25 protein-coding genes are annotated in these 24,874 nt (G+C 69.1%); 20 read left to right on the top strand and 5 right to left on the bottom strand.

Annotated features, from left to right (window positions below; translation table 11 throughout):
- The first annotated feature begins 58 nt into the window (after window positions 1–58).
- Together HWY37_RS11140 and HWY37_RS11145 are read left to right on the top strand one after the other, a co-directional pair.
- The gene (locus tag HWY37_RS11140; protein ID WP_175209154.1) at window positions 59–1,099 is read left to right on the top strand and encodes a histone deacetylase family protein; all 1,041 of its coding nucleotides are present in this window, start codon (window positions 59–61) and stop codon (window positions 1,097–1,099) included.
- 30 nt (window positions 1,100–1,129) lie between these two features.
- Window positions 1,130–1,840 (top strand): SDR family NAD(P)-dependent oxidoreductase, encoded by a 711-nt coding sequence (locus tag HWY37_RS11145; RefSeq protein ID WP_175209155.1) that lies wholly within the window; start codon window positions 1,130–1,132, stop codon window positions 1,838–1,840.
- On the opposite strand, the gene HWY37_RS11150 is transcribed toward HWY37_RS11145, so the two are convergent.
- Complete coding sequence (locus HWY37_RS11150) at window positions 1,837–2,730, bottom strand: LysR family transcriptional regulator (protein ID WP_246302257.1); 894 nt, start codon at window positions 2,728–2,730, stop codon at window positions 1,837–1,839. The two genes, HWY37_RS11145 and HWY37_RS11150, sit on opposite strands and share 4 nt — an antisense overlap.
- Before the next feature lie 94 nt (window positions 2,731–2,824).
- Here HWY37_RS11150 and HWY37_RS11155 point away from each other — a divergent pair, with 94 nt between their 5' ends.
- From HWY37_RS11155 to HWY37_RS11165, 3 genes are all read left to right on the top strand, one after another.
- Window positions 2,825–4,156 carry an arylsulfatase gene (locus HWY37_RS11155; protein WP_176088633.1) on the top strand — a complete coding sequence of 444 codons (1,332 nt, stop codon included), beginning with the start codon at window positions 2,825–2,827 and terminating at the stop codon, window positions 4,154–4,156.
- A gap of 41 nt (window positions 4,157–4,197) precedes the next feature.
- Complete coding sequence (locus HWY37_RS11160; protein ID WP_176088634.1) at window positions 4,198–5,163, top strand: tripartite tricarboxylate transporter substrate-binding protein; 966 nt, start codon at window positions 4,198–4,200, stop codon at window positions 5,161–5,163.
- A gap of 149 nt (window positions 5,164–5,312) precedes the next feature.
- Window positions 5,313–5,594, top strand: coding sequence for a helix-turn-helix domain-containing protein (locus tag HWY37_RS11165; RefSeq protein ID WP_246302258.1), 282 nt, complete (start codon window positions 5,313–5,315; stop codon window positions 5,592–5,594).
- Between the two features lie 27 nt (window positions 5,595–5,621).
- On the opposite strand, the gene HWY37_RS11170 is transcribed toward HWY37_RS11165, so the two are convergent.
- Both HWY37_RS11170 and HWY37_RS11175 read right to left on the bottom strand, forming a co-directional pair.
- On the bottom strand, window positions 5,622–6,362 hold the full coding sequence (locus HWY37_RS11170) for an SDR family oxidoreductase (protein ID WP_175209159.1): 741 nt from the start codon (window positions 6,360–6,362) through the stop codon (window positions 5,622–5,624).
- A 39-nt stretch (window positions 6,363–6,401) separates the two neighbouring features.
- Complete coding sequence (locus HWY37_RS11175; RefSeq protein ID WP_175209160.1) at window positions 6,402–7,742, bottom strand: CitMHS family transporter; 1,341 nt, start codon at window positions 7,740–7,742, stop codon at window positions 6,402–6,404.
- A 189-nt stretch (window positions 7,743–7,931) separates the two neighbouring features.
- Here HWY37_RS11175 and HWY37_RS11180 point away from each other — a divergent pair, with 189 nt between their 5' ends.
- The 5 genes from HWY37_RS11180 (at window position 7,932) to HWY37_RS11200 (ending at window position 12,564) form a co-directional block, all read left to right on the top strand.
- Window positions 7,932–8,639, top strand: coding sequence for a response regulator transcription factor (locus tag HWY37_RS11180; RefSeq protein ID WP_175209161.1), 708 nt, complete (start codon window positions 7,932–7,934; stop codon window positions 8,637–8,639).
- Window positions 8,596–10,056, top strand: coding sequence for a sensor histidine kinase (locus HWY37_RS11185; protein ID WP_246302259.1), 1,461 nt, complete (start codon window positions 8,596–8,598; stop codon window positions 10,054–10,056). The genes HWY37_RS11180 and HWY37_RS11185 overlap by 44 nt, the downstream gene beginning before the upstream one ends.
- Complete coding sequence (locus HWY37_RS11190) at window positions 10,046–11,242, top strand: ABC transporter substrate-binding protein (RefSeq protein WP_246302260.1); 1,197 nt, start codon at window positions 10,046–10,048, stop codon at window positions 11,240–11,242. The genes HWY37_RS11185 and HWY37_RS11190 overlap by 11 nt, the downstream gene beginning before the upstream one ends.
- A gap of 122 nt (window positions 11,243–11,364) precedes the next feature.
- On the top strand, window positions 11,365–12,081 hold the full coding sequence (locus HWY37_RS11195; RefSeq protein WP_176088635.1) for a helix-turn-helix transcriptional regulator: 717 nt from the start codon (window positions 11,365–11,367) through the stop codon (window positions 12,079–12,081).
- Window positions 12,082–12,240: 159 nt separating this feature from the next.
- A complete protein-coding gene (locus HWY37_RS11200) occupies window positions 12,241–12,564 on the top strand; it encodes a DUF4148 domain-containing protein (RefSeq protein ID WP_176088636.1) in 324 nt (107 codons plus the stop codon).
- A gap of 6 nt (window positions 12,565–12,570) precedes the next feature.
- On the opposite strand, the gene HWY37_RS11205 is transcribed toward HWY37_RS11200, so the two are convergent.
- Window positions 12,571–13,536, bottom strand: a complete 966-nt coding sequence (locus HWY37_RS11205) for an AraC-like ligand-binding domain-containing protein (protein ID WP_175209165.1) — start codon at window positions 13,534–13,536, stop codon at window positions 12,571–12,573.
- Between the two features lie 166 nt (window positions 13,537–13,702).
- Here HWY37_RS11205 and HWY37_RS11210 point away from each other — a divergent pair, with 166 nt between their 5' ends.
- From HWY37_RS11210 to HWY37_RS11250, 9 genes are all read left to right on the top strand, one after another.
- The gene (locus HWY37_RS11210; protein WP_175209166.1) at window positions 13,703–14,551 is read left to right on the top strand and encodes a phytanoyl-CoA dioxygenase family protein; all 849 of its coding nucleotides are present in this window, start codon (window positions 13,703–13,705) and stop codon (window positions 14,549–14,551) included.
- Window positions 14,548–16,092, top strand: coding sequence for a class I adenylate-forming enzyme family protein (locus tag HWY37_RS11215; RefSeq protein WP_176088637.1), 1,545 nt, complete (start codon window positions 14,548–14,550; stop codon window positions 16,090–16,092). Before HWY37_RS11210 ends, HWY37_RS11215 begins: the two co-directional genes overlap by 4 nt.
- Before the next feature lie 35 nt (window positions 16,093–16,127).
- Window positions 16,128–17,057 carry a phytanoyl-CoA dioxygenase family protein gene (locus HWY37_RS11220; RefSeq protein WP_176088638.1) on the top strand — a complete coding sequence of 310 codons (930 nt, stop codon included), beginning with the start codon at window positions 16,128–16,130 and terminating at the stop codon, window positions 17,055–17,057.
- Window positions 17,058–17,059: 2 nt separating this feature from the next.
- Entirely contained in the window at window positions 17,060–18,289 is a 1,230-nt protein-coding gene (locus tag HWY37_RS11225; RefSeq protein WP_176088639.1) for a serine hydrolase domain-containing protein, read from the top strand.
- Between the two features lie 49 nt (window positions 18,290–18,338).
- A complete protein-coding gene (locus tag HWY37_RS11230) occupies window positions 18,339–19,598 on the top strand; it encodes an ABC transporter substrate-binding protein (protein WP_176088640.1) in 1,260 nt (419 codons plus the stop codon).
- Window positions 19,599–19,664: 66 nt separating this feature from the next.
- Window positions 19,665–20,546, top strand: a complete 882-nt coding sequence (locus HWY37_RS11235; RefSeq protein ID WP_176088641.1) for a branched-chain amino acid ABC transporter permease — start codon at window positions 19,665–19,667, stop codon at window positions 20,544–20,546.
- On the top strand, window positions 20,546–21,559 hold the full coding sequence (locus tag HWY37_RS11240) for a branched-chain amino acid ABC transporter permease (RefSeq protein WP_175209172.1): 1,014 nt from the start codon (window positions 20,546–20,548) through the stop codon (window positions 21,557–21,559). The genes HWY37_RS11235 and HWY37_RS11240 overlap by 1 nt, the downstream gene beginning before the upstream one ends.
- Window positions 21,556–22,272, top strand: a complete 717-nt coding sequence (locus HWY37_RS11245; RefSeq protein ID WP_175209173.1) for an ABC transporter ATP-binding protein — start codon at window positions 21,556–21,558, stop codon at window positions 22,270–22,272. The genes HWY37_RS11240 and HWY37_RS11245 overlap by 4 nt, the downstream gene beginning before the upstream one ends.
- Window positions 22,272–22,976, top strand: coding sequence for an ABC transporter ATP-binding protein (locus HWY37_RS11250; protein ID WP_088138874.1), 705 nt, complete (start codon window positions 22,272–22,274; stop codon window positions 22,974–22,976). The genes HWY37_RS11245 and HWY37_RS11250 overlap by 1 nt, the downstream gene beginning before the upstream one ends.
- Window positions 22,977–22,983: 7 nt before the next feature.
- On the opposite strand, the gene HWY37_RS11255 is transcribed toward HWY37_RS11250, so the two are convergent.
- On the bottom strand, window positions 22,984–24,039 hold the full coding sequence (locus tag HWY37_RS11255; RefSeq protein WP_175209174.1) for a hypothetical protein: 1,056 nt from the start codon (window positions 24,037–24,039) through the stop codon (window positions 22,984–22,986).
- Window positions 24,040–24,316: 277 nt separating this feature from the next.
- On the opposite strand from HWY37_RS11255, the gene HWY37_RS11260 reads away from it, so the two are divergent.
- Window positions 24,317–24,697 carry a hypothetical protein gene (locus HWY37_RS11260; protein WP_175209175.1) on the top strand — a complete coding sequence of 127 codons (381 nt, stop codon included), beginning with the start codon at window positions 24,317–24,319 and terminating at the stop codon, window positions 24,695–24,697.
- Window positions 24,698–24,874: the final 177 nt, after the last annotated feature.

The raw sequence follows: 24,874 nt of genomic DNA on the forward strand, positions 1-24,874 counted from the left end.
CGCTGCCCATGCCTGCCCTCTTACCGATCATCCCCCCGGCTATCCAGGAATCCCCACGATGAAAGCCCTGCTTTCCCCCCTGCACGACGCCGAATGGACCGGCAACGCCCTGGTCCGCGGCATCCTCAAACCGCACCACGACGCGCGCGGCCGCGGCCGCGAGATCGAGGCGGCGCTGCGCGACGTCGGGCTGGACTGCCAGACCGTGGGCCCGCTGGCCCAGGGCATCCCCGAGCTCACGCAGATCCACACGCCCGACTACCTGGCCTACCTGCAAAGCGCCTGGGCCGAATGGCGCAAGGCGCCCGACGCCTCGTTCGAGGTGCGGCCCAACATCTGGCCCAACCGCCACTACACCGAGATGCGCGCCACCACGCCCGTGGCCATGGCCGGCCGCTACCTGGCCGACGGCGCCACGCCCATCGTCGAGGACACCTGGCGCAACGTCTACGCCAGCGCCGAGACCGCGGTCGCCGCCGCGCAGGCCGTGCTGGACGGATCGTCCAGCGTGTATGCGCTGGTGCGGCCCAGCGGCCATCACGCCATGACGGACATGGGCATGGGCGGCTGCCTGCTGGCCAATACCGCGCTGGCCGCGCAACGCCTGGCCGGACAATGGGGCCGCGTCGCGATCCTGGACATCGACGTGCACCACGGCAACGGCACGCAGCAGATCTTCTATGGCCGCGACGACGTGCTGACCGTCTCCATCCATGGCGACCCCGCCAGCATCTACCCCTTCTGCAGCGGCTACGGCGACGAAACCGGCACGGGCGCGGGCGAGGGCTACAACCTGAACCTGCCGCTGGCGGCCGGCACCGAGCTCTCCGGCTATCTCAAGGCCTTCGAGCCCGCGCTGGAGCGCGTCGAGCAGTTCAAGCCGCGCGCGCTGGTGGTCGCCACCGGCTACGACACCTTCCGCGGCGACGCCTTCGGCAATCTCAGCCTGGACACGCCGGACTATGCGCAACTGGGCAAGCGCATCGCGCAGCTCGGCCTGCCCACGCTGTTCGTGCAGGAAGGCGGCTACGCCATCGACGCCTTGCGCGCCAATACCCGTTCGATGCTGGAAGGCTATCTGGGCCACGCCCGGCGCTGAGTCCACCGTCCGCCACAGACCAGGAACACGATGCAATCCCCCTCCACTCCCCGCGTCGCGCTGATCAGCGGCGCCAGCCGCGGCATCGGCCTGGCCATCGCCCGCGAACTGCTTGCCAACGGCTGGAGCATCAGCGCCGGCACCCGCAGTCCCACCGACGCCTTCGACGGCTTTCCGGCCGAACGGGTGCACCGCGCCCGCTTCGACGCCGAGGACGCCGCCAGCGAGGACGCGTGGATAGCGGACGCCATGGCGCGCTACGGCCGCATCGACGCGCTGATCCACAACGCCGGCATCCTCAGCAAGAGCTCGGTGGTCGAGGCCACCGACGACGAGTTCGACCGGCTGTTCGCCGTCAACGTCAAATCGCCCATGCGCCTGACGCGCAAGGCCTGGCCGCACCTGATCGCGGCGGGCGCGGGCAAGGTCCTGGTCATGGCCTCGCTGGCCGGCAAGCGGGTCCGCGCGCCCGAGGGCACGCTCTACGCCATGAGCAAGTTCGCGGCGCTGGCGCTGGCCCACGGCATCCGCCACTGCGGCGATCCCCACCAGATCCGCTGCACCGCCATCTGCCCGGGCTTCGTGGCCACCGACATGGCCGACGGCGTGCCCGCGGAAATCAAGACCCGCCTGACCCAGCCCGAGGACATCGCCCGCATGGCGCGGCTGGTGCTGGAGCTGCCGCCCAGCGCCAGCGTGGCGGAAATCCCCGTCAGCTGGCAGGTGGAATCGGAGTACTAGCCGGCGGCTTCCAGCACCGCCGCGCGGAACTCCTGCATCAGCGGCGACCACGTCGCGCCATGGCGCGTGACCAGCGCCATGCTACGCCGCAGGGGCCGGCCCAGCGTCACCGGCAGCTCGGCGATGTCCGGGCCCAACGCACTTTGCGGCATCAGCGCCAGCAGGTCCGAGGCCGCCAGCAAGGCCAGCGCGCCCCCCGAGAAATGCTGTACCTCCAGCGCCGCCGACGGCAGCGCCAGGCCCGCCTCGGCATAGCGGGCTTCCAGCGCGTGGCGCGCCACCGATCCCTGCATGGGCAGGATCCAGCGCTGGCCGTCCAGGTCGCGCAAGGCCAGCTTGCGCCGCGACGCCAGGGGATGCTTGCGGCTGGCGGCCACGCACAGGCCGTCCTCGCGTATCGATTCCTGGTGCAGCGAACCCGGCACGTCGGCATAGATCGGCGTCACAGCCAGGTCCAGCTTGCCACCCGCGACCTGCTCGTTCAAGTCGTCCGACTGGCCTTGCGTGAGCTGCACCCGCAGCGCGGGCCGGCGCGGCAGCAGGCGGCGCAGGGCCGGCATCACCACGCTGTCCACCGTGGCGCCGGTGGCGCCGACGCGCAGCAGGCCGGCTTCGCCCAGGCGCAGTTCCATGGCGTTGCGCACCGCGTCGCGGTACTCCGCCCATAGCCGCTGCGCGTGTTCGCGGAACGCCAGGCCCGCCGAGGTCAGGCGCAGCCCGCGCCCGCCGCGGTCCAGCAGCGCCAGCCCCGTGTCGGCCTCCAGCCGCTGCAGGGACTTCGACAGCGCCGGCTGGCTGACGCCGCAGGCCGCCGCGGCGCGGTCCAGGTTGCCGTGTTCCACCACGGCCAGGAAATATTCGATGTCACGCAGCGACAGATTCATAATCATTGGTTATGCATAGACTCAGCTTCAGGAATATTAAGCCGAGTCCACGCCCCTAGAATCCCTGGATAAACCCGAGGACCGACAGAAGGCGCAGCGCATGGATAAAAAGCCCAACATCGTATTGATCGTGGCCGACAACCTGGGATGGGGCGAACTCGGCTGCTACGGCGGCGGCGCCCTGCGCGGCGCGCCCACCCCGAACATCGACCGGCTGGCCTCCGAAGGGCTGCTGCTGCAGAACTTCAACGTGGAAAGCGACTGCGTGCCGACGCGCTCCGCGCTGATGAGCGGCCGCCATCCCATCCGCACCGGCTGCCTGCAATCCGTGCCTCCGGGCCTGCCGCAAGGGCTGGCGCGCGACGAGATCACCCTGGCCCAGCAGCTGTCCGGCCAGGGCTACGCCACGGCGCACTACGGCAAATGGCATCTGGGCGACATCCCCGGCCGCTATCCGTCCGACCGCGGCTTCGACGAGTGGTACGGCATTCCGCGCACCACCGACGAAAGCCAGTTCACCTCGTCCATCGGCTTCGATCCCACGGTCGCCGACATCCCGCACATCATGCAGGGCCAGGCCGGCTCGCCCTCGGAAAACGTCAAGGTCTACGACCTGGAGACGCGCCGCGGCATCGACGCCGAGCTGGTCGACCGCTCCGTCGGCTTCATGCGCAAGCACGCCGAGGCCGGCCGCCCCTTCTTCCTGTACCTGCCTCTGGTGCACCTGCACTTCCCCACCCTGCCGCACCCGGACTTCGCGGGCCGCACCGGCGCCGGCGACTTCGCCGATTCCATGGTGGAAATGGACCACCGCGTGGGGCAGATCGTGCAGGCGGTGGACGAGCTGAAGCTGCGCGACGACACCGTGTTCATCTTCTGCAGCGACAACGGCCCTGAATTCCGCAAGCCCTACCGCGGCACCGCCGGCCCCTGGACCGGCACCTACCACACCGCCATGGAAGGCAGCCTGCGCGTGCCCTTCATGATCCGCTGGCCCGGCAAGGTCAAGCCCGGCCAGGTGTCCAACGACATCGTCCACGTCACCGATCTGTACACCACGCTGTCCAGCATCGCCGGCGCCGCCATTCCGCAGGACCGGCCCATCGACGGCATCGACCAGACCGACTTTTTCACCGGCGCCAGTCCGGCCTCGCAACGCGAGGGCTTTCTGTTCTACATCAAGAACGAGCTGCGCGCGGTCAAGTGGCGCGACTGGAAGCTGCACTTCTACTGGGAGCCCGAAGTCAACGAGGGCAAGGGCAAGCTGGAGTCGCCGTACCTGTTCAACCTGAAGCAGGACCCCAAGGAAGAAAGCGACATCCTCATCTTCAACACCTGGGTGCTCGGCCCCATCCTGAAAATGGTGCAGGCCTTCAACCAGTCCTGCGCCGCGCATCCGAACACGCCGCCGGGCAAGCCGGATCCCAGCTGAGCCACTCGGCGGCCTGGGCAAAAAAACACAAAGGGGAAAACATGAAACTCGCCATCCGATGCTGCGCGCTGCTGCTGGGCGCGGCGCTGACCGCCACCGCCGGCGCGGCGGACCACAAGCTGGACTGGCCCGGCAAGCAGATCACCTGGGTGGTCGGCTTCGTGCCGGGCGGCACCGCCGACGTGCTGACCCGCATCGCCGCGCAGGAACTGGCGCGGCGCAGCGGCCTGAACGTCATCGTCGAAAACCGTCCCGGCGCCGCGGGCGCCATTGCCCTGCAACTGGTGGCGCGCAGCAAGGCCAGCGACGGCTATCTGCTGACCGTGCCGGGCCCGCTGATCTACCCCACGCCCCAACCCGAGATCGGCCGCGAACTGGCGCCCGTCATCCTGATGGCCCAGGGCCCGATGGTCGTCGTCGGCCCGGCCAAGGACGCCAAGGCGTCGCTGCAGGACGTGCTGGCCGACGCGCGGCAGCGGCCCGAGGCCTGGAGCTACGGCAGTTCCGGCAACGGCACCTCGCAGAACCTGGCGGGCGAACTGCTCAACCAGTACGCCGGCACCCGCATCGTGCACGTCCCTTACAAGGGCGGCGGCCAGGCGGTGGCCGACGTGGCCGGCGGCCAGATTCCCCTGGCCATCCTGGGCTCGGCCCCGGTCATGCCGCAGATCAAGGCCGGCGTGCTGAAGGCCTACGCCGTCACCACGCCCTACCGCCTGGACAGCCTGCCCGGCGTGCCCACGGTGGAAGAGTCCGGCTTCAAGGGCTACGCCGCCACCCAGTGGTTCTCGGTCGCGGCCAGCATGGAAATCCCGACGGCGCAGCTGGAGCAGGTCAACGCCGCGCTACGCGCCGCCGTGGCCACGCCGGAGTTCAAGGCCGCCCTGGAAAACGCCGGCATGATCGCCGGTGGCGGCTCGCGGGATGAATTGCAGTCGTTCATCCAGGCCGATAGCGCCAAATGGCAGAAGCTGATCGATAGCGGGGCGGTGAAGCTGGCGAATTGAGCGATCGGAAAAAATCGGGCGTTCGTCCTGGAATAGCGGCAAACAGCTTGTTCGGCCCTCCTGAAAAACCTTAGAAGATGGAGGACGCCTGCTCATGCTTTCTTGGGAAGCGATGAGGAGGCTTGAAAAGCTATTCGGAGTGTCTCGCCTTGACTGGAGCACCGGCAGCCATTGCCCGGCGACAGCCGCGCATTCCCTCGGACGGCACGATTCCGCATGAAGTCGTCACGCTGATGGCCAGCAACGGGTGGAGCATCGTGCGCGCCTGGCGCGAGTACCTGGGGATCACCCAGGTCGACATGGCGGCGCGCCTGGGCATACGCCAGCCCAGCTACGCCGCAATGGAATCCGCTGATGCGAACCCCAGGAAAAGCACCCGCGAGCGTCTTGCGGCCGCCTTGGGCGTGCACTTCGACCAGATCGACGTGTAAGCGCAAGGCAGCCTCGCCGCCCTGCCCTCAACTCATATACACGCCGCCATTGATGGCGTAGTTCGCGCCCGTCACGAAAGCCGCCTCGTCCGAGGCCAGCCAGGCGCACAGGCCGGCCAGGTCCTTGGCCGTGCCCAGCCGGCCCACCGGCACGCTTTCGACGATGCGGTCCAGCAAGGCAGGCGGAAACGCCTTCACGGTGTCGTCGGCGATGAAGCCCGGCGACGCCAGGTTGACGGTCACGCCGCGCGCCGCGACTTCCTGGGCCAGCGAGCGCGTGAAGCCGATGACCGCGCCCTTGGCCGTGGCGTAGTTGATCTGGCCGATCTGGCCTTTTTCCGCGGCCACGGAGCCGATGTTGATGATGCGTCCCCAGCCGCGGTCGGCCATGCTGTCCACGACCTGCTTGGTGGTGTTGAACAGCGTGTCCAGGTTGCTGCGCAGCACCGCGGACCAATCCGCGTGGCTCATCTGGCGAAAGCGCATGTCCAGCATCGCGCCGGCATTGTTGACCAGCACGTCGATCTCGCCGACCTCGCGCCGCACCTTGGCGAAGGCCGCCTCGGTCGAGGCCCAGTCGGTGGCGTCGCCCTCGGAGGCGATGAAGTCGTAGCCCAGGGACTTCTGTTCCTTCAGCCAGTGGTCCTTGCGCGAGGAGCGCGGCCCGCAGCCCGCCACCACGCGGTGTCCCGAGAGTTGCAGCGCCTGGCAGATCGCGGTGCCCGTGTGGCCCATTCCGCTGGTGACGTAAGCAATGCGCAAAGCCATGTACTTCCCCTTTTGAAAAAGACGGTATCGCGCCGCGGATCAGGCCACCTGGCCGACCAGCGGGAACAGGCCGAACGCCAACGCCGCCGCCAGCATCACCATGCAGACCATCGTGGCCCACTTGAGCGAATAGCGCTGGTGGTCGCCGAAGTCCACGCCGGCCAGGCCGACCAGCAGATAGGTCGACGGCACCAGCGGGCTCAGCAGGTGCACGGGCTGGCCGATCAGCGAGGCGCGCGCCATCTCGACCGGCGAAATGCCGTAGCCCTGGGCCGCTTCGCTCAGGATGGGCAGCACGCCGAAGTAGAAGGCGTCGTTGGACATGAAGAAGGTGAACGGCAGGCTGACCAGCGCGGTGATGCCGGCCAGGTACGGACCCATGGCGTCGGGAATCACGGCCAGCAGGCTGCGCGACATGGCCTCGACCATGCCCGTGCCCGACAGGATGCCGGTGAAGATCCCCGCCGCGAAAATCAGCGACACCACCGACAGCACATTGCCCGCGTGCTGCGTAACGCGGCGGCGCTGCTCGGCCAGATCGGGGTAGTTGATGACCAGCGCGATCGCAAAGGCGATCATGAACAGCACCGGCAGGGGCAGCACGCCCATCACCAGGCTCACCATCAGCGCCAGCGTCAGGCCGGCGTTCACCCACAGCAGCCTGGGGCGGCGCAGGTCCTGATCGACCTCGATCTCGGGCAGGTTCTTGGGGCCGTCCTCGTCGTAGCCCGCGTGCAGCGAGGCGCCGTCCGGCAGCGACAGCACGCCCAGGCGGCGGCGTTCGCGCAGGCCCAGGCAGAACGCCAGGATCAGGATGGCGACGATGGCCACGCCCATCACCGGCACCAGCGGCACGAAGATGTCGCCCGCGTCCACGTGCAGGGCGCTGGCGGCGCGCGCCGTCGGGCCGCCCCAGGGCGTCAGGTTCATGACGCCGCTGGCCAGCATCGCCAGGCAGGTCATGGACAGCGCGTTCATCTTCAGGCGGCGGTACAGCGGCAGCATCGACGCCACCACGATCATGTAGGTGGTGGAGCCGTCGCCGTCCAGCGAGATCACCAGCGCCAGCACGGTGGTGCCGACCACGATCTTCAGCGGATCGCCCTTCACCGCGCGCAGGATGCGGCCGACGATGGGATCGAACAGGCCGGCGTCGATCATGACGCCGAAGTACAGGATGGCGAACATCAGCATCACGCCCGTGGGCGCGATCTTGCGGATGCCGTCCAGCATCATCTTGTCGATGCCCGAGCCGAACCCGCCCAGCAGGGCGAAAATAATGGGGACAAGGATGAGCGCCACCAGCGGCGACAGGCGCTTGGTCATGATCAGCGTCATGAACGTGATCACCATGCCGAAGCCAAGCAGGGTCAGAAGCATGAGGGTTATCTCCGGCTAGTCGTTGTTATGTGTCGATCCCGCCACCGGCTGGGGCAGCGGGACCGCAAGACTAGAAATAAAAGCTGTCTGGAACCTGTCGTTTTTGAATGGGCGCCCCCCTCGGGGGGGCAGCAAGCGAACGCAGCGAGCGCGGCGTGGGGCCCCCCCTCCCGTGCGACAATCTCCCGCATGCGCATACTGGTGATCGAAGACGACGCGGACCTTGCCGACGCACTCGTGCGCCGGCTGCGCCGTCTCGGCCATGCCGTGGACTGCCAGAACGATGGCCTCAGCGCCGACGGGGTGCTGCAATACGAAACCTTCGACCTCGTCATCCTGGACATCGGCCTGCCGCGCATGTCGGGCTTCGACATCCTGCATCGCCTGCGCGACCGCGGCAGCAAGACGCCGGTGCTGGCGCTGACCGCGCGCATCGACATCGAGGACCGCGTCCATGCCCTGGATACCGGCGCCGACGACTACCTCGCCAAGCCTTTCGATTTCCGCGAACTGGAAGCCCGCTGCCGCGCGCTGCTGCGCCGGCCCAGCGCGCAGAACGCCGGCGTGCTGCGCTTTGGCGAACTGCAGATCGACAGCGCCGCGCGCCAGGTCACGCTGGCGGGCCAGCGCATCGACCTGCCCAAGCGCGAATACAGCCTGCTGGAGATCCTGCTGGCCGGCATGAACCGCGCCGTCAGCAAGGCCGAGATCGCCCACAAGCTGTTCGCCTTCGACGACGACGCCGCGCCCAATGCCATCGAGGTCTACATCGCCCGTCTGCGCCGCAAGCTCGAAGGCTCGCCCCTGCGCATCGAAACGCAGCGCGGCACCGGCTACCTCCTGACCGCCACCGATGACCACGACCGTTCCGCCGCGCCCGGTTCCGGCCGGGACTGAGCCCGCCCGGCCCGGCCACGGCCAGCGCCGCATCTCGATCAAGCGCCGGCTGCTGGCCATGCTGCTGGCGCTGTTCGTCGCCGCGCTGGGCGCGCTCTATCTGCTGGTGCGCGGCTATGCGCAGCAGACCGCCGACACCACCTACGACCAGTTGCTGCGGTCCTCGGCGCTATCCATTGCCGACAGCCTGCAGCTGGTGCAGGACGAATGGCGCATGGACATGCCCTATGCCTCGCTGGCGCTGCTGGAACAGGCGCCGCGCGACCGCGTGTTCTACCGCGTCGGCGACGGCGCCGCGCTGATCTCCGGCTACGCCGACCTGCCCGCCCCGCCCGCCCGCAACGACGCGGACCCGGCCGACTCGCCGCGCCTGTACGACGCCAGCTACCAGGGCGTGCCGGTGCGCATCGCCTGGATGGAACGCAAGATCGCCGGTCCGCGCAATACCGAGACCGCGCTGATCCAGGTCGCGCAGACCCGCGAGGCGCGCGACGCGCTGGCCCAGGGCATCCTCTGGCAAGGCACGCTGGCGCTGATCGGCTTCACCGCCGCCGCGCTGGCGCTGGCCTATTGGGGCCTGCTGCGTTCGCTGTCGCCGATCCGGCGCATCGAACGCGAGCTTGCGGCGCGCAGCGCCTCCGACCTGCACCCCATCGCCGCGCCCGTGCCCGAAGAGCTCGACACGCTGGTGCATGCGCTGGACGGCTTCATGGCGCGCCTGTCGGAAAACCTGGACACCTTGCGCCTCTTCATTGCGGAGGCCGCCCATCAGCTGCGCACGCCGCTGGCCGCGCTGCACGCGCAGATGGAAGTGGCGCTGGACGAGGACGATCCCGCCGAACAGCGCCGCAGCCTGCTGGCCGTGCTGCGCAACGCCGAAAAGCTCTCGCGCCTGGTCAATCAGTTGCTGAGCGACGCCAGCGTCATCCACCGCAGCAACGTGCGGCAGTTTCAGCCCGTGGACCTGGCCGAGCTGCTGCGCCAGGCGGTACACGACACGGTCCCGCAAGCCGATCCGCAGCCCGACGTACGCTTGCACCTGCCCGCGTCCGGCCGTCCCGCCATCGTGGCCGGCGACAGCCTGATGCTGCGCGAAGCCTTCAAGAACCTCATCGACAACGCGCTGCGCCACGGCGCGGCCGAGGACGGCCATATCGCCGTGCGGCTGGAAGCGCAGGACCGGGGCTGGCGGATCTCGGTTTCCGACCAGGGGCCCGGCATTCCACCGGCGCTGGCCAACGCGGCCTTCGAGCGCTTCGTGCGCGGCCCCGACGCGCGCGCGCCCGGCGCCGGCCTGGGCCTGTCCATCATCAAGCGCGTGGTCGACATCCACCAGGGCAAGCTGACCCTGAGCAACCGCGTGGGCGGCGGCCTGGACGCCGTCATCACGCTGCCGGCCCGCCCCCATGAAGCGTGATCTCCTGAAACCCCTGCGCCTGCTGGCCGCGCTGGCCGCCCTGCTGCCAGCCGCGGCGGGCCTGGCCGCGGAAACCAGCGCCGACGGCCTGGCGCTGGGCCCGGCCGACAGCAGGAACGTGCTGGTGGTGCACGCCTCCAACAATGTGCAGGTGTTCCGCGGCGTGCTGGAAGATTTCAGCAGGCTCAACCCCGGCCTGCGCCTGGAATACACCGAACTGTCGACGCAGGAGCTGTACAGCGGCACCGTCGCGCGGGCCGCGCAGGCGGACGCGCCCAAGGGCGGCCCCGACCTCATCATCAGCAGCGCCATGGACCTGCAGACCAAGCTGGTCAATGACGGGTACGCGCAGGCGCACGTCTCGCCCGAGACCCGCGCCCTGCCCTCCTGGGCCAACTGGCGCGACGAGGTCTTCAGCATCGGCACCGATCCCATCGTCATGGTCTACAACACCGGCAAGCTCGCCGCGCAGCGCGCGCCGCGCACCCGGCGCGAGCTGCTGTCGCTGCTGCAGGCGCCCGACCAGCCGCTGGCGGGGGCCATCTCCACCTACGACGTCGAAGGCAGCGGCATCGGCTACCTGGCGGCCACCCAGGACACGCGCCTGGACAGCATGGCCGGCGCGCTGCTGGCCGAACTGGGCCGCAACCGCGTCACCGTCCACGCCTCCACCGAGGACGCGCTCGACAAGCTCGAACGCGGCGAGACCGCGCTGGCCTACAACCTGCTGGAATCCTATGCCCGCCATCGCATCGCCCAGGGCGCGCCGCTGGCCGTGGTCTATCCGCAGGACTACACGCTGATGCTGTCGCGCTCGGCCATCATTCCCAGGCTGGCGCCGCGGGCCGACCTGGGCGCGCAGTTCCTCGACTACCTGCTGTCGCCCCGAGGCCAGGAAATGGTCGCGCGGCAATCGGGCATGCGGCCGGTGGCCGCCTCGGTCACCCCGGAAGCGGGCGTGCGGCCCGTGGGACTGGGCGTGGGCTTGCTGGTGTATCTGGATCCGCTGAAGAAGCGGCACTTCCTGGACCTGTGGCGCGCGGCGATCCATCCTCCCGGCGCGCCGGGCCAACCCTGCCCCCGATTTGCCGCGCACTGGTGGAAATGCCCCGGTGCGCGCGCACCCTCGCTGAAGGCGCGGCGCGCGCCATCCCCGCTGGAGCGGGGATTTTCATCCGGCCCGTGAATTTGCGAGGATAATTTCCTTTCAGGTTGCTGGCTTCCGGCAGGCACCGCTGCCGCTCCGCCTCTACAGCGATCTGCAATGCGTGACAGCGTTTGCGTCTGTACCAAAACTGGAGACACGAAATGGCTGAACACCAGATTGCCGTCGGACCCGTGATCCAGGCGCCGGGCCCGCTGACTGATTCCTCCCCCCGCGACCGCCTCCCGTCCCACGATCTGAGCCGTTACTTCCGCCTGCCGCTGGCCCAGCTGCCGCAGCGCGAAAAGATGCTCGCCCGCGACTGGAGCACGGTGGACAGCGCCTTCTCGGCCGTCGGCGAGGCCGTGCTCCTCATCAGCCGCAATGCCGTGGTGGACAGGATGTCGGCCTTGGCCGCGCGCTATCTGGACGACGGACGCGGCTGGCAGGTGCGCGACGGCAGGCTGCGCCATCCGGACGGCAAGATACAGGCGCTGTTCGATGCCCATTGTCTGTCCGTCGCGCGCGACGGGCAGGCGCGGTCCCTGGCCGCGGCCGCCGGCTGGGGCGAGCTGTCCTGGGTCGACATCAGCGCCGCGCCTCGCGCGTTGAGCCTGATCGGCGCGCGCATGCTGCTTGTGTGCATGCGGCGCAAGAGTGCGTTCGCCCAGCCCGACATCGGGAGGTTGGAAGCCGTGTTCGCCATCACCCATGCGGAAGCCGCGGTCCTGGCGGGACTGGCCATGGGCCATAGCGTCGAGGAAGTCGCCACCCTGCGCCACGCCTCGGTGCTGACGGTGCGCAAGCAGGTCGCGTCCCTGCTCAGCAAGATGCAGTGCAGCCGCCAGGCCGAGCTGGTCAGGCTGGCCTCGCTGCTATAGGCGCACGCCGCCATACCCAATTTTGAGTATGTGGCACCTGTTTCCCGCGTCCTACGATGGGCGCGTGGCGCAGCTGTCCTTGCCCAAGCTGCATTGCCGCACGCCCCCAGGGACACCACTATCCGATGCTGCGATCACTCACGTCATCAGGAGCATTTCATGAAAACTGCCCTAATCGTTCGTGCCGCCCTTCCTTTCTGCCTGGCGGCCTGCGCCCTGCTGTCCGGGCCCGCCGCCGCGCAGACCGCCCCCGCTCCCGCCACCGCGGCGCCGCCGTCCGACGTCCAGCTCACCCGCGATCAGGTCGAGCGCGACCTGGCTGCCTGGAAGCAGTCCGGCGTGGAAAGAAATTGGGATAGCGACAATACTCCGGACATCAACAGCCCCGAGTACGTCGCCAGCTACAAGAAGTACGTGGACACGGTGCGGCCGGCCAACGCGCCGCAGATGCAGCAGCAATCGCAAGGCCAGGGCAAGTGGTAGCGGACGCTACCCGGTCCGCGACGGCGCGCCGCCGCGCTCGCTGCCCGGCGAGCGGCCATATTGGGCGCGGTACGCCCGGTTGAAGGTCGATACTTCCTCGAAGCCCCAGCTGGCCGCGATGTCCGCGATGGACCGGCCCGGCTGGGTTTCGATCGCCTGGCGGCATTGCTCCAGCCGGCATAGGCGCACATGGGCGCTGAAGCTCAGGCCGTGCTCGGCCAGGATCTTGAACAGGTAGCTGCGCGACATGCCGAGTTCTTCGCTGGCCGAGGCCGGCGTCAGGTCGCGGTCGGCCAGGCGGCGCTGCACCAGCGCCAGGATGCGGTCCAGCACTTCGTGGCGCACCCGCTCGGCGCCGTGCGCGCCGGCTTCCGCGCTTTCGAGCTGGGTCCGGGACAGCAGCTCGCTGCAATGCCTGACCATCAGCGCCTGCACATGCTGCAGTTCGTTGGCCGGCAATTCGCTGACCAGGCGCATGTAGCTGGCCAGCACCCGCCCCGCGCCCGCAGCGCCGTCCAGCACCGGCGTGGCGAGCTTGCCGCGCCGGCCCAGCTGCGGCCGCAGCAGGCCTTCCGGAATCTCTATGCAGAACATGCGGAAATCGGTGCGGAAATCGACTTCCCAGGGCGAGGCGCAATCCACCACGTAGACGTCGCCGGCGCGCGCGCGCATGGCGCTGCCGCCCTGCGAGATGACGGCCTCGCCCACGCACAGCAGGTTGGCGAAAAAGGGCGATTGCGTGCGCGCCGCCAGACCCGCGGCGGACAGCCTGACCACATGGGACTGGGCGGTGATGGTGGAGCCGTGCAGGTCCGGCAGCAGCAGGCCGTCGATCTGGCCACGGAAGCTGCGGGCTGCGTCGCGCTCGGGTTCGAGCGGCACGTAGGCGTCGCAGATCGCGTCGCGCCAGTACGCGAACTGGTCCTGCGGCGCGATGACATCGGTGGTGTGGTGGTAGGCCTGCGCGCTCATCTTGAGTACCGGATCATGCCGATGGGGGCCGCCATCTTCTAGGGGATGGACGCTTTGCGCCACTGCCGTGGACGCTACGCGCTGGCAGGGCGAAGACTACCGGCCGATTATACGCACAGACCTATATCGCCGGACCGTGATCCAGGCCCCCATCAGGAGACAAAAGATGTCCACGCCCGAACCGCTCGACGAGCGGATCGCCGCCTTTGAACGCGACGGCTTCGTCGTGCTGCCCGGGATCATCCCGCCCGAACAGGTCAGCCAGTTGCAGGAGGCCCTGATCCGCATCGAGGCCGAGCACAACCTGGGCTACGCCAAGACCTCGTTCGAAGGCCACAAGACCGTGCGCATCAACAACCTGCTGGTCTACGATGCGCGCTTCTGGGACGTGCCGCTGCAGCCCGAGGTGCTGGCCGTGGCCGAGCGCCTGCTGGACCGCGAACTGCTGCTGTCCTCGCTGTGCTCGCTGACGCTGGCGCCGGGCCAAGGCGCGCAGCCCCTGCACGAAGACACCCAGCAGCTGGCCCTGCCGCGGCCGCGCCCGCCGCTGGCGATCAACGCCATCTGGGCGCTTAGCGATTTCACGCCCGAGAACGGCGCCACCCACATCGTGCCCGGCAGCCACCGCTACGATTCCTCGCCGCCCTACGGCGCGCAGGACATAGAAACCGTGCAGGCCACCATGAAGGCCGGCAGCGTCATGCTGTTCGACAGCGCGCTGTGGCACAAGGGCGGCGCCAACAACAGCAATGCGCGCCGCTACGCGCTGTCGTGCTACTACTGCGCCGGCTGGATGCGCCAGCAGGAAAACCTGCAGCTCGGCATCCCCGCCGACGTGGCGCGGCGCTTTCCGCGCCGCCTGCAGGAACTGTGCGGCTACAGCATCTACAAGGGCCAGTACGGGCACATCGACAACGCCGACCCCATCACCCTGCTGGGCGGCGCGGGCCGGCCCACGGTGTGGCAGGCCAGCGACGCCAAGGCTGCCCGCAAGGCCGCAGAGCCCAAGGCATGAACGCTCCCGCCCTGCCCGCGGTGCCGGATTCGGTGGTCCATCTGCTGCGCGACGCCGCCCGCGAAACGCCCGACCGGCCCGCGCTGTTCTTTGAAGGCGCGCGCCTGAGCTATGCGCAATACGCCGGCCTGGCCGGGGCGCTGGCGCGCCGCCTGGGCGAGCGCGTGCGGCCCGGCGACCGCGTCGCGCTGCTGATGCAGAACTCGCTGGACCTGGCCGTCGCCACCTTCGCCGTGCATGCGCTGCGCGCCCAGGCCGTGCCGCTGAACCCCGGCTACCGCGAGCGCGAACTGGCGTTCATGCTGGAAGACGCCGCGCCTCGCATGCTGCTGCACGACGACAGCGTGAAACTGGACCTGCACGCCCTGTGCCCCGGCCTGGATGCCGGCGCCATCTTGCGCACCGGCAACGGCGCGGGCCTGCTGGACATGCTGCCGCAGGCCTGCGCGCTGCCCGCCGACCTGCCGCGGCACGAAGACCTGGCCACGCTGCAATACACCGGCGGCACCACCGGCCGCCCCAAGGGCGTGAACATCCTGCACCGCCAGATCGCCTACAACATCGCGCAGCGCGAAGCCTGGCTGCCGACGCGGCGCGACGCCGAGGTAGTGCTCTGCGTGATGCCGCTGTTCCATGTTTCCGCGGTCTCCATGTCGCTGTACCTGAGCCTGCATGCGCGCGGCGAGCTGGTGGTGATGCGGCGCTTCGACGCCGCCCGCAGCGTCGAGGCCATCGCCGCCCATGGCGTGACCCTGCTGCCCGGCGCGCCCGCGATCTTCCACGACCTGCTGCTGAGCCCGGCCTTCCAACCCGAAAAGCTTGGCAGCCTGCGCGCCTGTTTCTCCGGCGCGGCGCCGCTGCCGCGCGAGACCCTGGCGCGCTTCGAACAGCGCGCCGGCTGCCCCATCCATGAAGGCTATGGCATGAGCGAAGCCGGCCCCTGCCTGGCCTTCAATCCCATGCACCGTCCGCGCAAGCCCGGCTCGGTGGGCCTGCCGGTGCCGGGCGGCGAGCTGCAGGTGGTGGACCTGGACGGCGGCAGCCGCATCATGCCGCCCGGCCAGCCCGGCGAGATCCGCGTGCGCGGACCGCATGTGATGGCCGGCTACCGCCAGCCGGCCGCGGACGCCGCACAGGCGCTGCGCGAAGGCTGGTTCTACACCGGCGACGTCGCCGTCTTCGACGATGAGGGCTATCTGCATCTGCGGGGCCGCCGCCACGACTGCATCAACGTGGGCGGCTTCAAGGTCTATCCGCTGGAAGTGGAACAGGTGCTGTTGGCGCGCCCGGAGGTCGGCGAGGCCGCCGCTTTCGGCGTGGCCGACGAGCGGCTGGGCCAGGTGGTCCATGCCTGGGTCACGCCCGCGCCCGGCCAGCGCCTGGACCCGGCCGCGCTGCAAGCCCATTGCGCCGCGCACCTGGCCGGCTACAAGGTGCCGCGCCGCATCGGCGCGGCCGATGCCCTGCCGCGCACCAGCATAGGCAAGCTCGCGCGCGGCGCGCTGCAGCCGGTCGCCGGGTCCGGCCCGATTTCGCAGTGACATTCCGCAGTGACATTCAATACAAGGGGAGGAACATGAAGCAACTCGATCTGCAGGCGCTGCAACACCAGCTCGCCGAAGAGGGATACGCCGTCATCGAAAATGTGCTGGACGCCAGGCAGCTGGAGCAGGCGCGCGAACGCGTGGCCGCGCTGATGGCCGCCGAACGCGCCGATCCGTTCCCGCTGGACGACGAACGGCACGAGGACGACGAGGACATCCTGGCCTACTATAAGCGCCACTACACGGTCAGCGACCTGGAGGCCCGGCGCATGGTGGCGCGCGTGCACCAGTACCGCCGCGACAACGAGAACACGCGCTGGCCAGTGCCCATCAACAAAGTGTCGAAGAACTTCCTGCACTTGCCCACCCTGTTCGACGACGACAAGTCGCAACGCGTCTGGAACCTGCTGAACAAGGCGCCGGAAATGATCCCGCTGATCGAACATCCGGTGGTGCTGCCCATGGTGCGCAGCGTGATGGGCCAGGACTGCAACCTGCACGACTTCCAGGCCACCAGCATCGGCCCGGGCACGGGCGGCGGCGCCTGGCACGTGGACGCGCCGCTGGGCCAGATCGCCGAGCCGCTGCCAGAATTCCCGCTGACGCTACAGAACGTCTGGATGCTGGACGACTTCACCGCCGACAACGGTGCCACCCGCGTCATGCCGCGCAGCCACAAGCTGCGCAAGTCGCCGCCCTGGGGCAGCGGCCCGCTGGACGGCGAGGTCACGCTGACCGCGCCCGCCGGCTCCGTGGCGATCTGGCTGTCCAACACCTGGCACCGCTCCGGCCCGAACCACACCGAGCGCGAGCGCCGCGCCATCCTCTGCAACTACAACGTGTCCTGGCTGCGCGGCTTCGCCGACTTCACCAGCACGCTGGCCGAGGGCGTCGCGGCCGGGCTGTCCAACGACGCGCGTTACCTGCTGGGCTACGGCGCGCGCGCGCCGTTGACGCGCTGACCATGGCCGCCGCAACCCTGCCCCAGGCGCCCGAAGCCGCGGCCCCGCCCATCCACGGTCACTGCGATCCCGCGTTCGAGCCGGTGCGCGACGCCTTCGCGCGCAACTTCGCGGAGGGCGGCGAACTGGGCGCATCCGTCGCCATCGAGGTCGACGGCCGGCCGGTGGTCGACCTGTGGGCTGGCTGGGCCGACGCAGACCGCAGCCAGCCCTGGCAGCGCGACACGGTCTGTATCGTGTTCTCCAACACCAAGCCGGCCACGGCGCTGTGCGCCCATATGCTGGCCGAAGCGGGCGAGCTGGACCTGGACGCGCCGGTCGCGCGCTACTGGCCCGAATACGCCGCGGCCGGCAAGGGCGGCACCACGCCGCGCATGCTGCTCAACCACAGCGCGGGCCTGCCCGCGCTGCGCGAGCCGCTGCCGCAGGACGCCGCCTTCGACTGGGAAGGCATGACCGGCCGGCTGGCCGCCGCCGCGCCCTTCTGGACGCCGGGCGAGCGCGTGGCCTATCACGGCCTGACCTACGGCTGGCTGGTGGGCGAGCTGGTGCGCAGGCTGGGCGGCTGCATGCCCGGCGAGTTCTTCCGCCGTCATATCGCCGAGCCGCTGGCGCTCGATTTCTGGATCGGCCTGCCCGCCAGCGAAGAAGGGCGCGTCGCGCCCATCGTGCCGCCGCCGGCGCCGCAGGCGCCATTCAGCCCCTTCGAGCTGTCATTGAAGGACGAGCCCGCCAGCCCGACGGCGCTGTACGCCAAGAACACCGGCGGCTGGCGGCCTTCCGGCTTCAACAGCCGCGCCGGCCACGCGGCCGGGCTGTGCGCGGCCGGCGGCATCGGCAACGCGCGCAGCCTGGCGCGGCTGTACGGAACCTTGGCGCTGGGCGGCGCGCGCGACGGCGTGCGCCTGCTGCATGAAGACACCCTGGCCGCGGCCACGGCCCTGTCCGCGCACACGGACGACGACGCCTGCCTGCGCGTGCCTTCGCGCTACGCCAGCGGCTTCATGCGCCAGATGGACAACCGTGCGCGCGGCCTGGACAGCGCCTGCTTCGGCGACGAGGCCTTTGGCCATACCGGCGCCGGCGGCTCGCTGGCCTACGCCTGGCCGCAACGCCGGCTTTCCTTTGCCTACACCATGAACCGCATGGGCCGCACGGTGCTGCTGGACGACCGCGCGCACCGGCTGGTGCGCGCCGCCCATGCCGCGCTGGACGCGCCGCCGCCGTGCTGACGGCGGCGCACGCACGCACAAACCACAAAAACACTGGAGACAAAACCTCATGAGCACTCGCATCCCCCATCGCCCCGCCGCGCTGCGGCGCCTGTTCGCCGCCGCCGGCGCCGCCCTGCTGGTCCAGGGCGCCGCCCTGGCCGCCGAGCCCGTCAAGATCGGCTACCTGATTCCGCTGTCCGGCAGCGCCACCGCCTCCATCGGCAAGGACATGTCGCGCGCGACCCACCTTGCCGTCAAGCACATCAACGACGCCGGCGGCATCAAGGCGCTGGGCGGCGCGCAGCTGGAACTGGTCGAGGTCGACACGCGCGGCGACGCCAAGGTCGCCATGACCGAGGTCGAACGCCTGATCACCCGCGAGAAGACCCCGGTGCTGCTGGGCGCCTTCCAGAGCGGTGTCACCTTCCCTGCCACCGCCGTCGCGGAGAAGAACCGCGTGCCATGGGTGGTCGACCTGGCCGCCAAGGCCGACATCACCGAGCGCGGCTTCAAGTACGTGTTCCGTCCCACGCAGATTCCGGCCTCGGGCAATGCCGAGAGCATGGCCGACTTCATCCAATACGCGGGCAAGACCACCGGCAAGCCCGCCAAGACCGTGGCCATGGTCTACGAGAACACCGACTGGGGCCAGGACATGGCCAACACCCTGCGCGCCAAGTTCAAGGCCGCCGGCATCGACCTGGTGCTGGATGAAGGCTATCCGCCCAACTCGCCCGACCTGCGTCCGCTGGTGCTGAAGATCAAGGGCAAGAAGCCCGACGTCGTCACCGTGACCTCCTACGGCGCCGACGCGGTGCAGCTGCACAAGCTGCTGGCGCAGATGCGCGTGGGTTCGACCTACGTCGGCAGCGCGGCAGGCCAGATCGACAGCACCTTCATTCCGCTGGTCAGCAAGGACATCGCCAGCCACGTCTACACCACCAACGGCTGGGCCGGCTACGAGTCGTCGATCACCACGCCGTTCGCCAAGAAGTTCTGGGACGATTTCGTCGCCGCCTACAAGGTCGATCCCAACGAGCTGTCGGTCAGCGCCTATGCCGCGGTCTGGGTCATCAAGGATGCGCTGGAGCGCGCCGGCCGCGCCGATCCCGAAGCCATCCGCGACGCCCTGGCCCAGACCAAGCTGCAAGGCACCGACCTGAACAAGCTGGTGGGCTATGACATCGTGATCGACGCCAAGGGCCAGAACCCGCAGAAGCGCTACGTCATGCAGCAGATCACGCCTGACGGCCAGTACCGCACCGTGTGGCCGGAAAACCTGGCCTCCAAGTCCTACAAGATGGTCTGGCCCGCTACCCAGCCCTGACCGACCCGGCGCCGCCGCCACGCCCTTCGCGTGGCCGCGGCGCCCCGTTACCGCTAGGAGCTTTCCTTGACCACTACCCTACTCCAGGCGTTGCTGGGCGGCATCGCCAGCGGCGCCGTCTACGGCCTGATCGCGCTCGGCCTGAGCCTGCAGTTCGGCGTCATGAAGATCATCAACTTCGCGCACGGCGCCTTCCTGATGATGTCCATGTACGTGTGCTTCGCGCTGACCAGCCATTTCGGCCTGCATCCGCTGGCCGCCATGCCCCTGACCGCCGTGGTCCTGTTCGCCGCGGGCTATGCCTGCCAGCGCTGGCTGATCGACGGCATCTACCGCAAGGAGACCTCGCGCGAGCCCATCGGCGTGCTGATCTTCACCACCGGCCTGTGGATCTTCCTGGACAACGCCTTCCTGGCGCTGGCCGGGCCCGACAGCCGCACCATCGACGCGCCCTGGGCCAACGAGGTCTGGATGCCCGGCGACCTAATCTTCACCTATCCGCAGATCGCCGGCCTGGTCTTCGCCTGCCTGATCACCGCTGCCCTGGTGCTGTTCCTGCGCCATACCCGCACCGGCCGCGCCATCCGCGCCACCGGCCAGGACCGCGAGGCCGCCAGCGTGCTCGGCATCGACAGCGCGCGCGTCTACCGGCTGTCGTTCGCCATCGGCCTGATGGTGCTGGGCGCGGCCGGCGCGCTGCTGCTGCCGCTGTATCCCGTCAACCCCTTCGTCGGCGACATCTTCGGCCTGCGCGCCTTCGTCATCGTGGTGCTGGGCGGCATCGGTTCGGTGGCGGGCGCGTTCTGGGGCGGCATCCTGGTCGGCGTGCTGGAATCGGTCGGCAGCCAGCTGATCCCCATCACCTATGCCGAGGCGCTCATCTTCCTGCTGTTTCTCGCCACCATGTATTTCCGGCCCAGCGGGCTGTTCGGCGTGGAGAACGAATAATGGCCAAGAACAAACTGAACTCCGCGGCCGGCATCGCGGCGCTGTGCGTGCTGGCGCTGCTGCCGCTGGCCAGCGGCAACCAGTACCTGCTGTCGGTCGGCGCCATGACGCTGCTGTACGCCTACCTGGCGCTGTCGTGGAACATCCTGGGCGGCATCGCCGGCCAGCTCTCGCTGGGCCATGCCGCCTACTTCGGGCTGGGCGCCTACACCTCGACCTGGCTGTTCGTGCACCTGGGGATCAGCCCCTGGCTGGGCATGTGGGCCGGCGCCGTGGTGGCCATGGCCGCCGCCCTGGTGGTGGGTCTGTCCTGCCTGCAGCTGCGCGGCGCCTACTTCGCGCTGGCCACCATCGCCTCGTGCATGGTGCTCAAGACCCTGGTGGAGAACGCCGACTCGCTGCTGGGCGGGCCGCGCGGCATGGAAGTCACGCTGCTGCGCGACGCGCCGTTGTACTTCCAGCATACGGGCAAGGCCTACTACTACGTCGTGGCCCTGGTCTTCACCGTCGCCGCGCTGCTGATCAACCGCCACGTGCTGCGCAGCCGCTTCGGCTACTGCCTGACGGCGGTGCGCAACGACCAGGACGCGGCGATGGCGCTGGGCGTGCCGGTGCGGCGCTACAAGCTGACGGCCGCCATGCTGAGCGCGGCCATGACCGCGCTGGGCGGCACCTTCTACGCCCAGTTCGTGCTCTACATCAGCCCGGACAAGGTGTTCGGCGCCAACCTCAGCGTCATCATCGCCGTGGTCTGCATCATCGGCGGACGCGGCACGCTGTGGGGCCCCGTGCTGGGCGCCCTGCTGCTGCTGCCCGGCGAAGAGCTGGCCCGGTCCCTGACCGGCGGCATGGTCGGCGCGGACATGATGCTGTACGGCCTTTTGCTGATGATCGTCATCCGCTGGGAGCCGCGCGGGCTGATGGCCATCCTGGCCCGCCGTGCCGGGCCCCCCGCCCGCGGCGCGGCCGCGCCCGTCAAGGCCGCCGGCCCCGCCATGGGAGGCACGCGATGAACCTGCTCGAATTCCACGGCGTCAGCCGCAACTTCGGCGGCGTGCGCGCCTCGGACGAGGTCAGCTTCACCGTCGGCGCCGACGAGATCGTCGGCCTGATCGGCCCCAACGGCGCCGGCAAGACCACGCTGTTCGCCATGGCTTCCGGCTTCGTGCCGCCCAGCAGCGGCGAGATCCGCTTCAACGGCGCGCGCATCAACGGCCAGGATCCGGCCCGGATCTGCGCCGCCGGACTGGCCCGCACCTTCCAGATCGTCAAGCCCTTCGGCGACATGACGGTGCTGGAGAACGCCATGATCGGCGCCTTCCTGCGCCACCGCGCCCCGGCCCAGGCCGAGGAGATCGCGCAGGGCGTGCTGGCCCGCGTCGGCCTGGGCGGACGCGAGCATCAGGTCGCGCGCACCCTCACCCTGTCGGGCCGCAAGCGCCTGGAAGTCGCCAAGGCCCTGGCCACCCAGCCGCGGCTGCTGCTGCTGGACGAGGTGATGGCGGGCCTGACGCCGGTCGAGACCGAGGAAATGGTGGCGCTGATCCTGTCGCTGCGCGGCGACGGCATCAGTGTCCTGGTGATCGAACACAATATGAAGGCCATCATGCAGCTATCCGACCGCATCGTCGTCATCCAGCAGGGGCGCAAGATCGCCGATGGCCTGCCGCAGCAGGTCGCCAATGATCCCCTCGTGGTGCGCGCCTATCTCGGGGAGGCCGCCTGATGCTGGAAATCCGTCAACTGGACGCCGGCTACGGCGACGTGCAGGTGCTGCGCGGCGTGGACATGCACGTGGGCGAAGGCGAGATCGTCAGCCTGGTCGGCGCCAACGGCGCCGGCAAGAGCACCCTGATCCGCACCGTCATGGGCTCCCTGCCCGCGCTGGCCGGCGAAGTCCGCTTCCTGGGCGAGCGCATCAGCGGCCTGCCCGCGCACCTCGTGGCGCGCCTGGGCATGGCCCAGGTCATGGAGGGCCGGCGGCTGTTCGGCCACATGGACGTCGAGGACAACCTGCTGGTCGGCGCCGACGTGCTGCGCGACAAGCGCCGCAGCCGCGACAACCTGGACTGGGTATACCAGCTGTTCCCGCGGCTGCGCGAACGGCGCCGGCAGCTTGCCCGCTCCTTCAGCGGCGGCGAACAGCAGATGCTGGCCATCGGCCGCGCGCTGATGACCTCGCCCAAGCTCCTGCTGCTGGACGAGCCGTCCATCGGGCTGGCGCCCATCATGGTCAAGGACATCTTCGACAAGCTGCCGCTGATCAATGCGCGCGGCATCACCATCCTGCTGGTGGAGCAGGACGTGCACCGCTCGCTCAGCATGGCCGCGCGCGGCTATGTGCTGGAGCACGGCGAGATCGTCATGTCCGGGCCGGGCGCGGAACTGCTGGCCGACGAAGGGCTGCGCCGCGCCTATCTGGGGGTTTGAGGCAAGTTCAAGCCAGGTACGACTCGACCTCCGCGCGCGTCAGATAGCGCGTGAAGGTCATGGAGGGCTGTTGCGCCTCGTGGATGATGCCGTTGAAGCCCGACCAGTTGCGCTTCATGCCCTCGTCCGTTTCCAGCGCCACAAGCACCCGCCGGCCATGGCGGGCGGCGTTGTGGCGCAGCGCGGCCTCGCCCCAGGCGTAGCGCATCGCGTCGACCAATTCACCGGCGGCATAGGCATCCGCCTGCAGCCACTGGAAATCGGCGCTGTCGCCATCCTGGTCCGGTTCGCGCGCCGCGATGCCGCGCTTGACGCCCAGCGCCTGCGCATGTTCGCCGATGATGATCTGCAGCAGCGTGAAGGCATGGAAATTATTGTTGACGGCATGCGCGCGCGCGATAAAACCCGTCATGGACGTCGGCAGCACCACCACCAGTTCGTCCTCGTAGCCCAGCTGCGACGCCAGCCACAGATAGTGCAGGCTCTCGAACGGCAGGCTGTCGTTGCTGGTGGCCATGGGATGCAGCCGCGCCATCAGCTCCGCGTCGGACACGAAGGCGGCGTGATTGCCGCGGTCGCGCAGCAGCATGGTCATCATGGGCAGCACCAGCAGGTCCGCCGCCTGATGCAGGGCTTCCACTTCCCAGCGCCGGTCCGCGGGCACCTCGGCCATGCGGGCGAGGGCATCGGCCCAGGCCTGGCGGTCGGCCTCTTCCACCTCCTCGTCTTCCTCTTCTACCTCCTGCGCGCAATACGGGCCCAGGGTGCGCAGCCATTGCCGCAGCAAGCCATGCAGAACGGGAAAGAGGATCGACGGATCGGCGCCGTCCTCGACCAGGGATCCGCCCATCAGGGCCAAGGCGGAAGCACGGCCGGGATGCAGCGCGGGCAGCAAGTCGGCGCAGGTCCGCAGCGCGGAATCGGCCTGCCCGGGCTCTCTCGCATGGTCTAGAAAGGCGCTGACCTCCGGGCGCTGGAAGAACTGATCCAGCGGGTCCAGGTCAGCAAGAACGGTGACGGGAGTGCGCAGCGCAGCGGCGAACGCTGTATCGAAATCAGGCATGGCGACGGAAACACAGGGAAGCGGCTGAGGGCGGCCCATCCAGGCCGCGACGGCAAGCTCCGGAGTTTACAGAAACCTGACTGCCGGGCACACCTGGACGCGCATTGATATCGGCGTGCCGAATGTCTAGCATGGTAATGCGCAGCGCCGCCTGGACGAGCTGGCGAGACAGCGGTCCCGCAAGGGTTCCGAACTCATACCGAGCACCAGAGATCCATCCCGGACGGCCAACGGCGCTCTTACAAGAGCGCCGCGCGCTTCTCTTCAGGAGAATCATATGAAGCCGTTACTCATGTCGGTCGCGCTGACCGCGGGCTTGCTTGTGGCCATGGGCGCATATGGCCAGACTCCCTACTCCCAGCCCCCCACTGCAACCCCCGCTCCCAAGACGGCGCCGCCGGCCGCCACGCCTCCACCGATGACCGCCCCGGCCAAGACCGCGCCGCCCGCCGCCATGCCGGCCGACAAGGGCATGGCCAAGACCCCTCCCGCCATGGGCGGCGCGCCGGGCCAGGTCTGGGTTAACTCCAGCTCCAAGGTCTATCACTGCCCCAGCGACAAGTACTACGGCAACACCAAGGCCGGCTCGTACATGTCCGAGACTGACGCGATCAAGCAGGGCTACCACGCCGCGCAAGGCAAGGCCTGCCACAAGTGAGCGCGGCAGCGGCCAACGCCGGAATTCCCAGGTATGTCGCGGCGCGGGACGCGACAATACCCGGGACTCGCGCATACCGTGCATCTTCATATTGATTTTTCCGGGCGACCTGCAACAATAGAATTCATATATACGTATTGGCCGAAGCTCGATCCTGGTCCCCAACCGCCCCCGCGC

Origin of the sequence: Achromobacter anxifer (assembly GCF_903652925.1) — a bacterium.
GTDB classification, from domain to species: domain Bacteria; phylum Pseudomonadota; class Gammaproteobacteria; order Burkholderiales; family Burkholderiaceae_B; genus Achromobacter; species Achromobacter anxifer.

Bases quoted from the DNA above. Each gene is read 5' to 3' on its own strand.
- HWY37_RS11225 (WP_176088639.1), top strand. From the start codon at position 17,060: ATGGCCGCCGCAACCCTGCCCCAGGCGCCCGAAGCCGCGGCCCCGCCC.
- HWY37_RS11240 (WP_175209172.1), top strand. From the start codon at position 20,546: ATGGCCAAGAACAAACTGAACTCCGCGGCCGGCATCGCGGCGCTGTGC.
- HWY37_RS11155 (WP_176088633.1), top strand. From the start codon at position 2,825: ATGGATAAAAAGCCCAACATCGTATTGATCGTGGCCGACAACCTGGGA.
- HWY37_RS11190 (WP_246302260.1), top strand. From the start codon at position 10,046: ATGAAGCGTGATCTCCTGAAACCCCTGCGCCTGCTGGCCGCGCTGGCC.
- HWY37_RS11195 (WP_176088635.1), top strand. From the start codon at position 11,365: ATGGCTGAACACCAGATTGCCGTCGGACCCGTGATCCAGGCGCCGGGC.
- HWY37_RS11150 (WP_246302257.1), bottom strand. From the start codon at position 2,730: ATGATTATGAATCTGTCGCTGCGTGACATCGAATATTTCCTGGCCGTG.
- HWY37_RS11140 (WP_175209154.1), top strand. From the start codon at position 59: ATGAAAGCCCTGCTTTCCCCCCTGCACGACGCCGAATGGACCGGCAAC.
- HWY37_RS11175 (WP_175209160.1), bottom strand. From the start codon at position 7,742: ATGCTTCTGACCCTGCTTGGCTTCGGCATGGTGATCACGTTCATGACG.
- HWY37_RS11200 (WP_176088636.1), top strand. From the start codon at position 12,241: ATGAAAACTGCCCTAATCGTTCGTGCCGCCCTTCCTTTCTGCCTGGCG.
- HWY37_RS11255 (WP_175209174.1), bottom strand. From the start codon at position 24,039: ATGCCTGATTTCGATACAGCGTTCGCCGCTGCGCTGCGCACTCCCGTC.
- HWY37_RS11220 (WP_176088638.1), top strand. From the start codon at position 16,128: ATGAAGCAACTCGATCTGCAGGCGCTGCAACACCAGCTCGCCGAAGAG.
- HWY37_RS11230 (WP_176088640.1), top strand. From the start codon at position 18,339: ATGAGCACTCGCATCCCCCATCGCCCCGCCGCGCTGCGGCGCCTGTTC.
- HWY37_RS11160 (WP_176088634.1), top strand. From the start codon at position 4,198: ATGAAACTCGCCATCCGATGCTGCGCGCTGCTGCTGGGCGCGGCGCTG.
- HWY37_RS11210 (WP_175209166.1), top strand. From the start codon at position 13,703: ATGTCCACGCCCGAACCGCTCGACGAGCGGATCGCCGCCTTTGAACGC.
- HWY37_RS11185 (WP_246302259.1), top strand. From the start codon at position 8,596: ATGACCACGACCGTTCCGCCGCGCCCGGTTCCGGCCGGGACTGAGCCC.
- HWY37_RS11250 (WP_088138874.1), top strand. From the start codon at position 22,272: ATGCTGGAAATCCGTCAACTGGACGCCGGCTACGGCGACGTGCAGGTG.
- HWY37_RS11205 (WP_175209165.1), bottom strand. From the start codon at position 13,536: ATGAGCGCGCAGGCCTACCACCACACCACCGATGTCATCGCGCCGCAG.
- HWY37_RS11170 (WP_175209159.1), bottom strand. From the start codon at position 6,362: ATGGCTTTGCGCATTGCTTACGTCACCAGCGGAATGGGCCACACGGGC.
- HWY37_RS11245 (WP_175209173.1), top strand. From the start codon at position 21,556: ATGAACCTGCTCGAATTCCACGGCGTCAGCCGCAACTTCGGCGGCGTG.
- HWY37_RS11145 (WP_175209155.1), top strand. From the start codon at position 1,130: ATGCAATCCCCCTCCACTCCCCGCGTCGCGCTGATCAGCGGCGCCAGC.
- HWY37_RS11260 (WP_175209175.1), top strand. From the start codon at position 24,317: ATGAAGCCGTTACTCATGTCGGTCGCGCTGACCGCGGGCTTGCTTGTG.
- HWY37_RS11180 (WP_175209161.1), top strand. From the start codon at position 7,932: ATGCGCATACTGGTGATCGAAGACGACGCGGACCTTGCCGACGCACTC.
- HWY37_RS11215 (WP_176088637.1), top strand. From the start codon at position 14,548: ATGAACGCTCCCGCCCTGCCCGCGGTGCCGGATTCGGTGGTCCATCTG.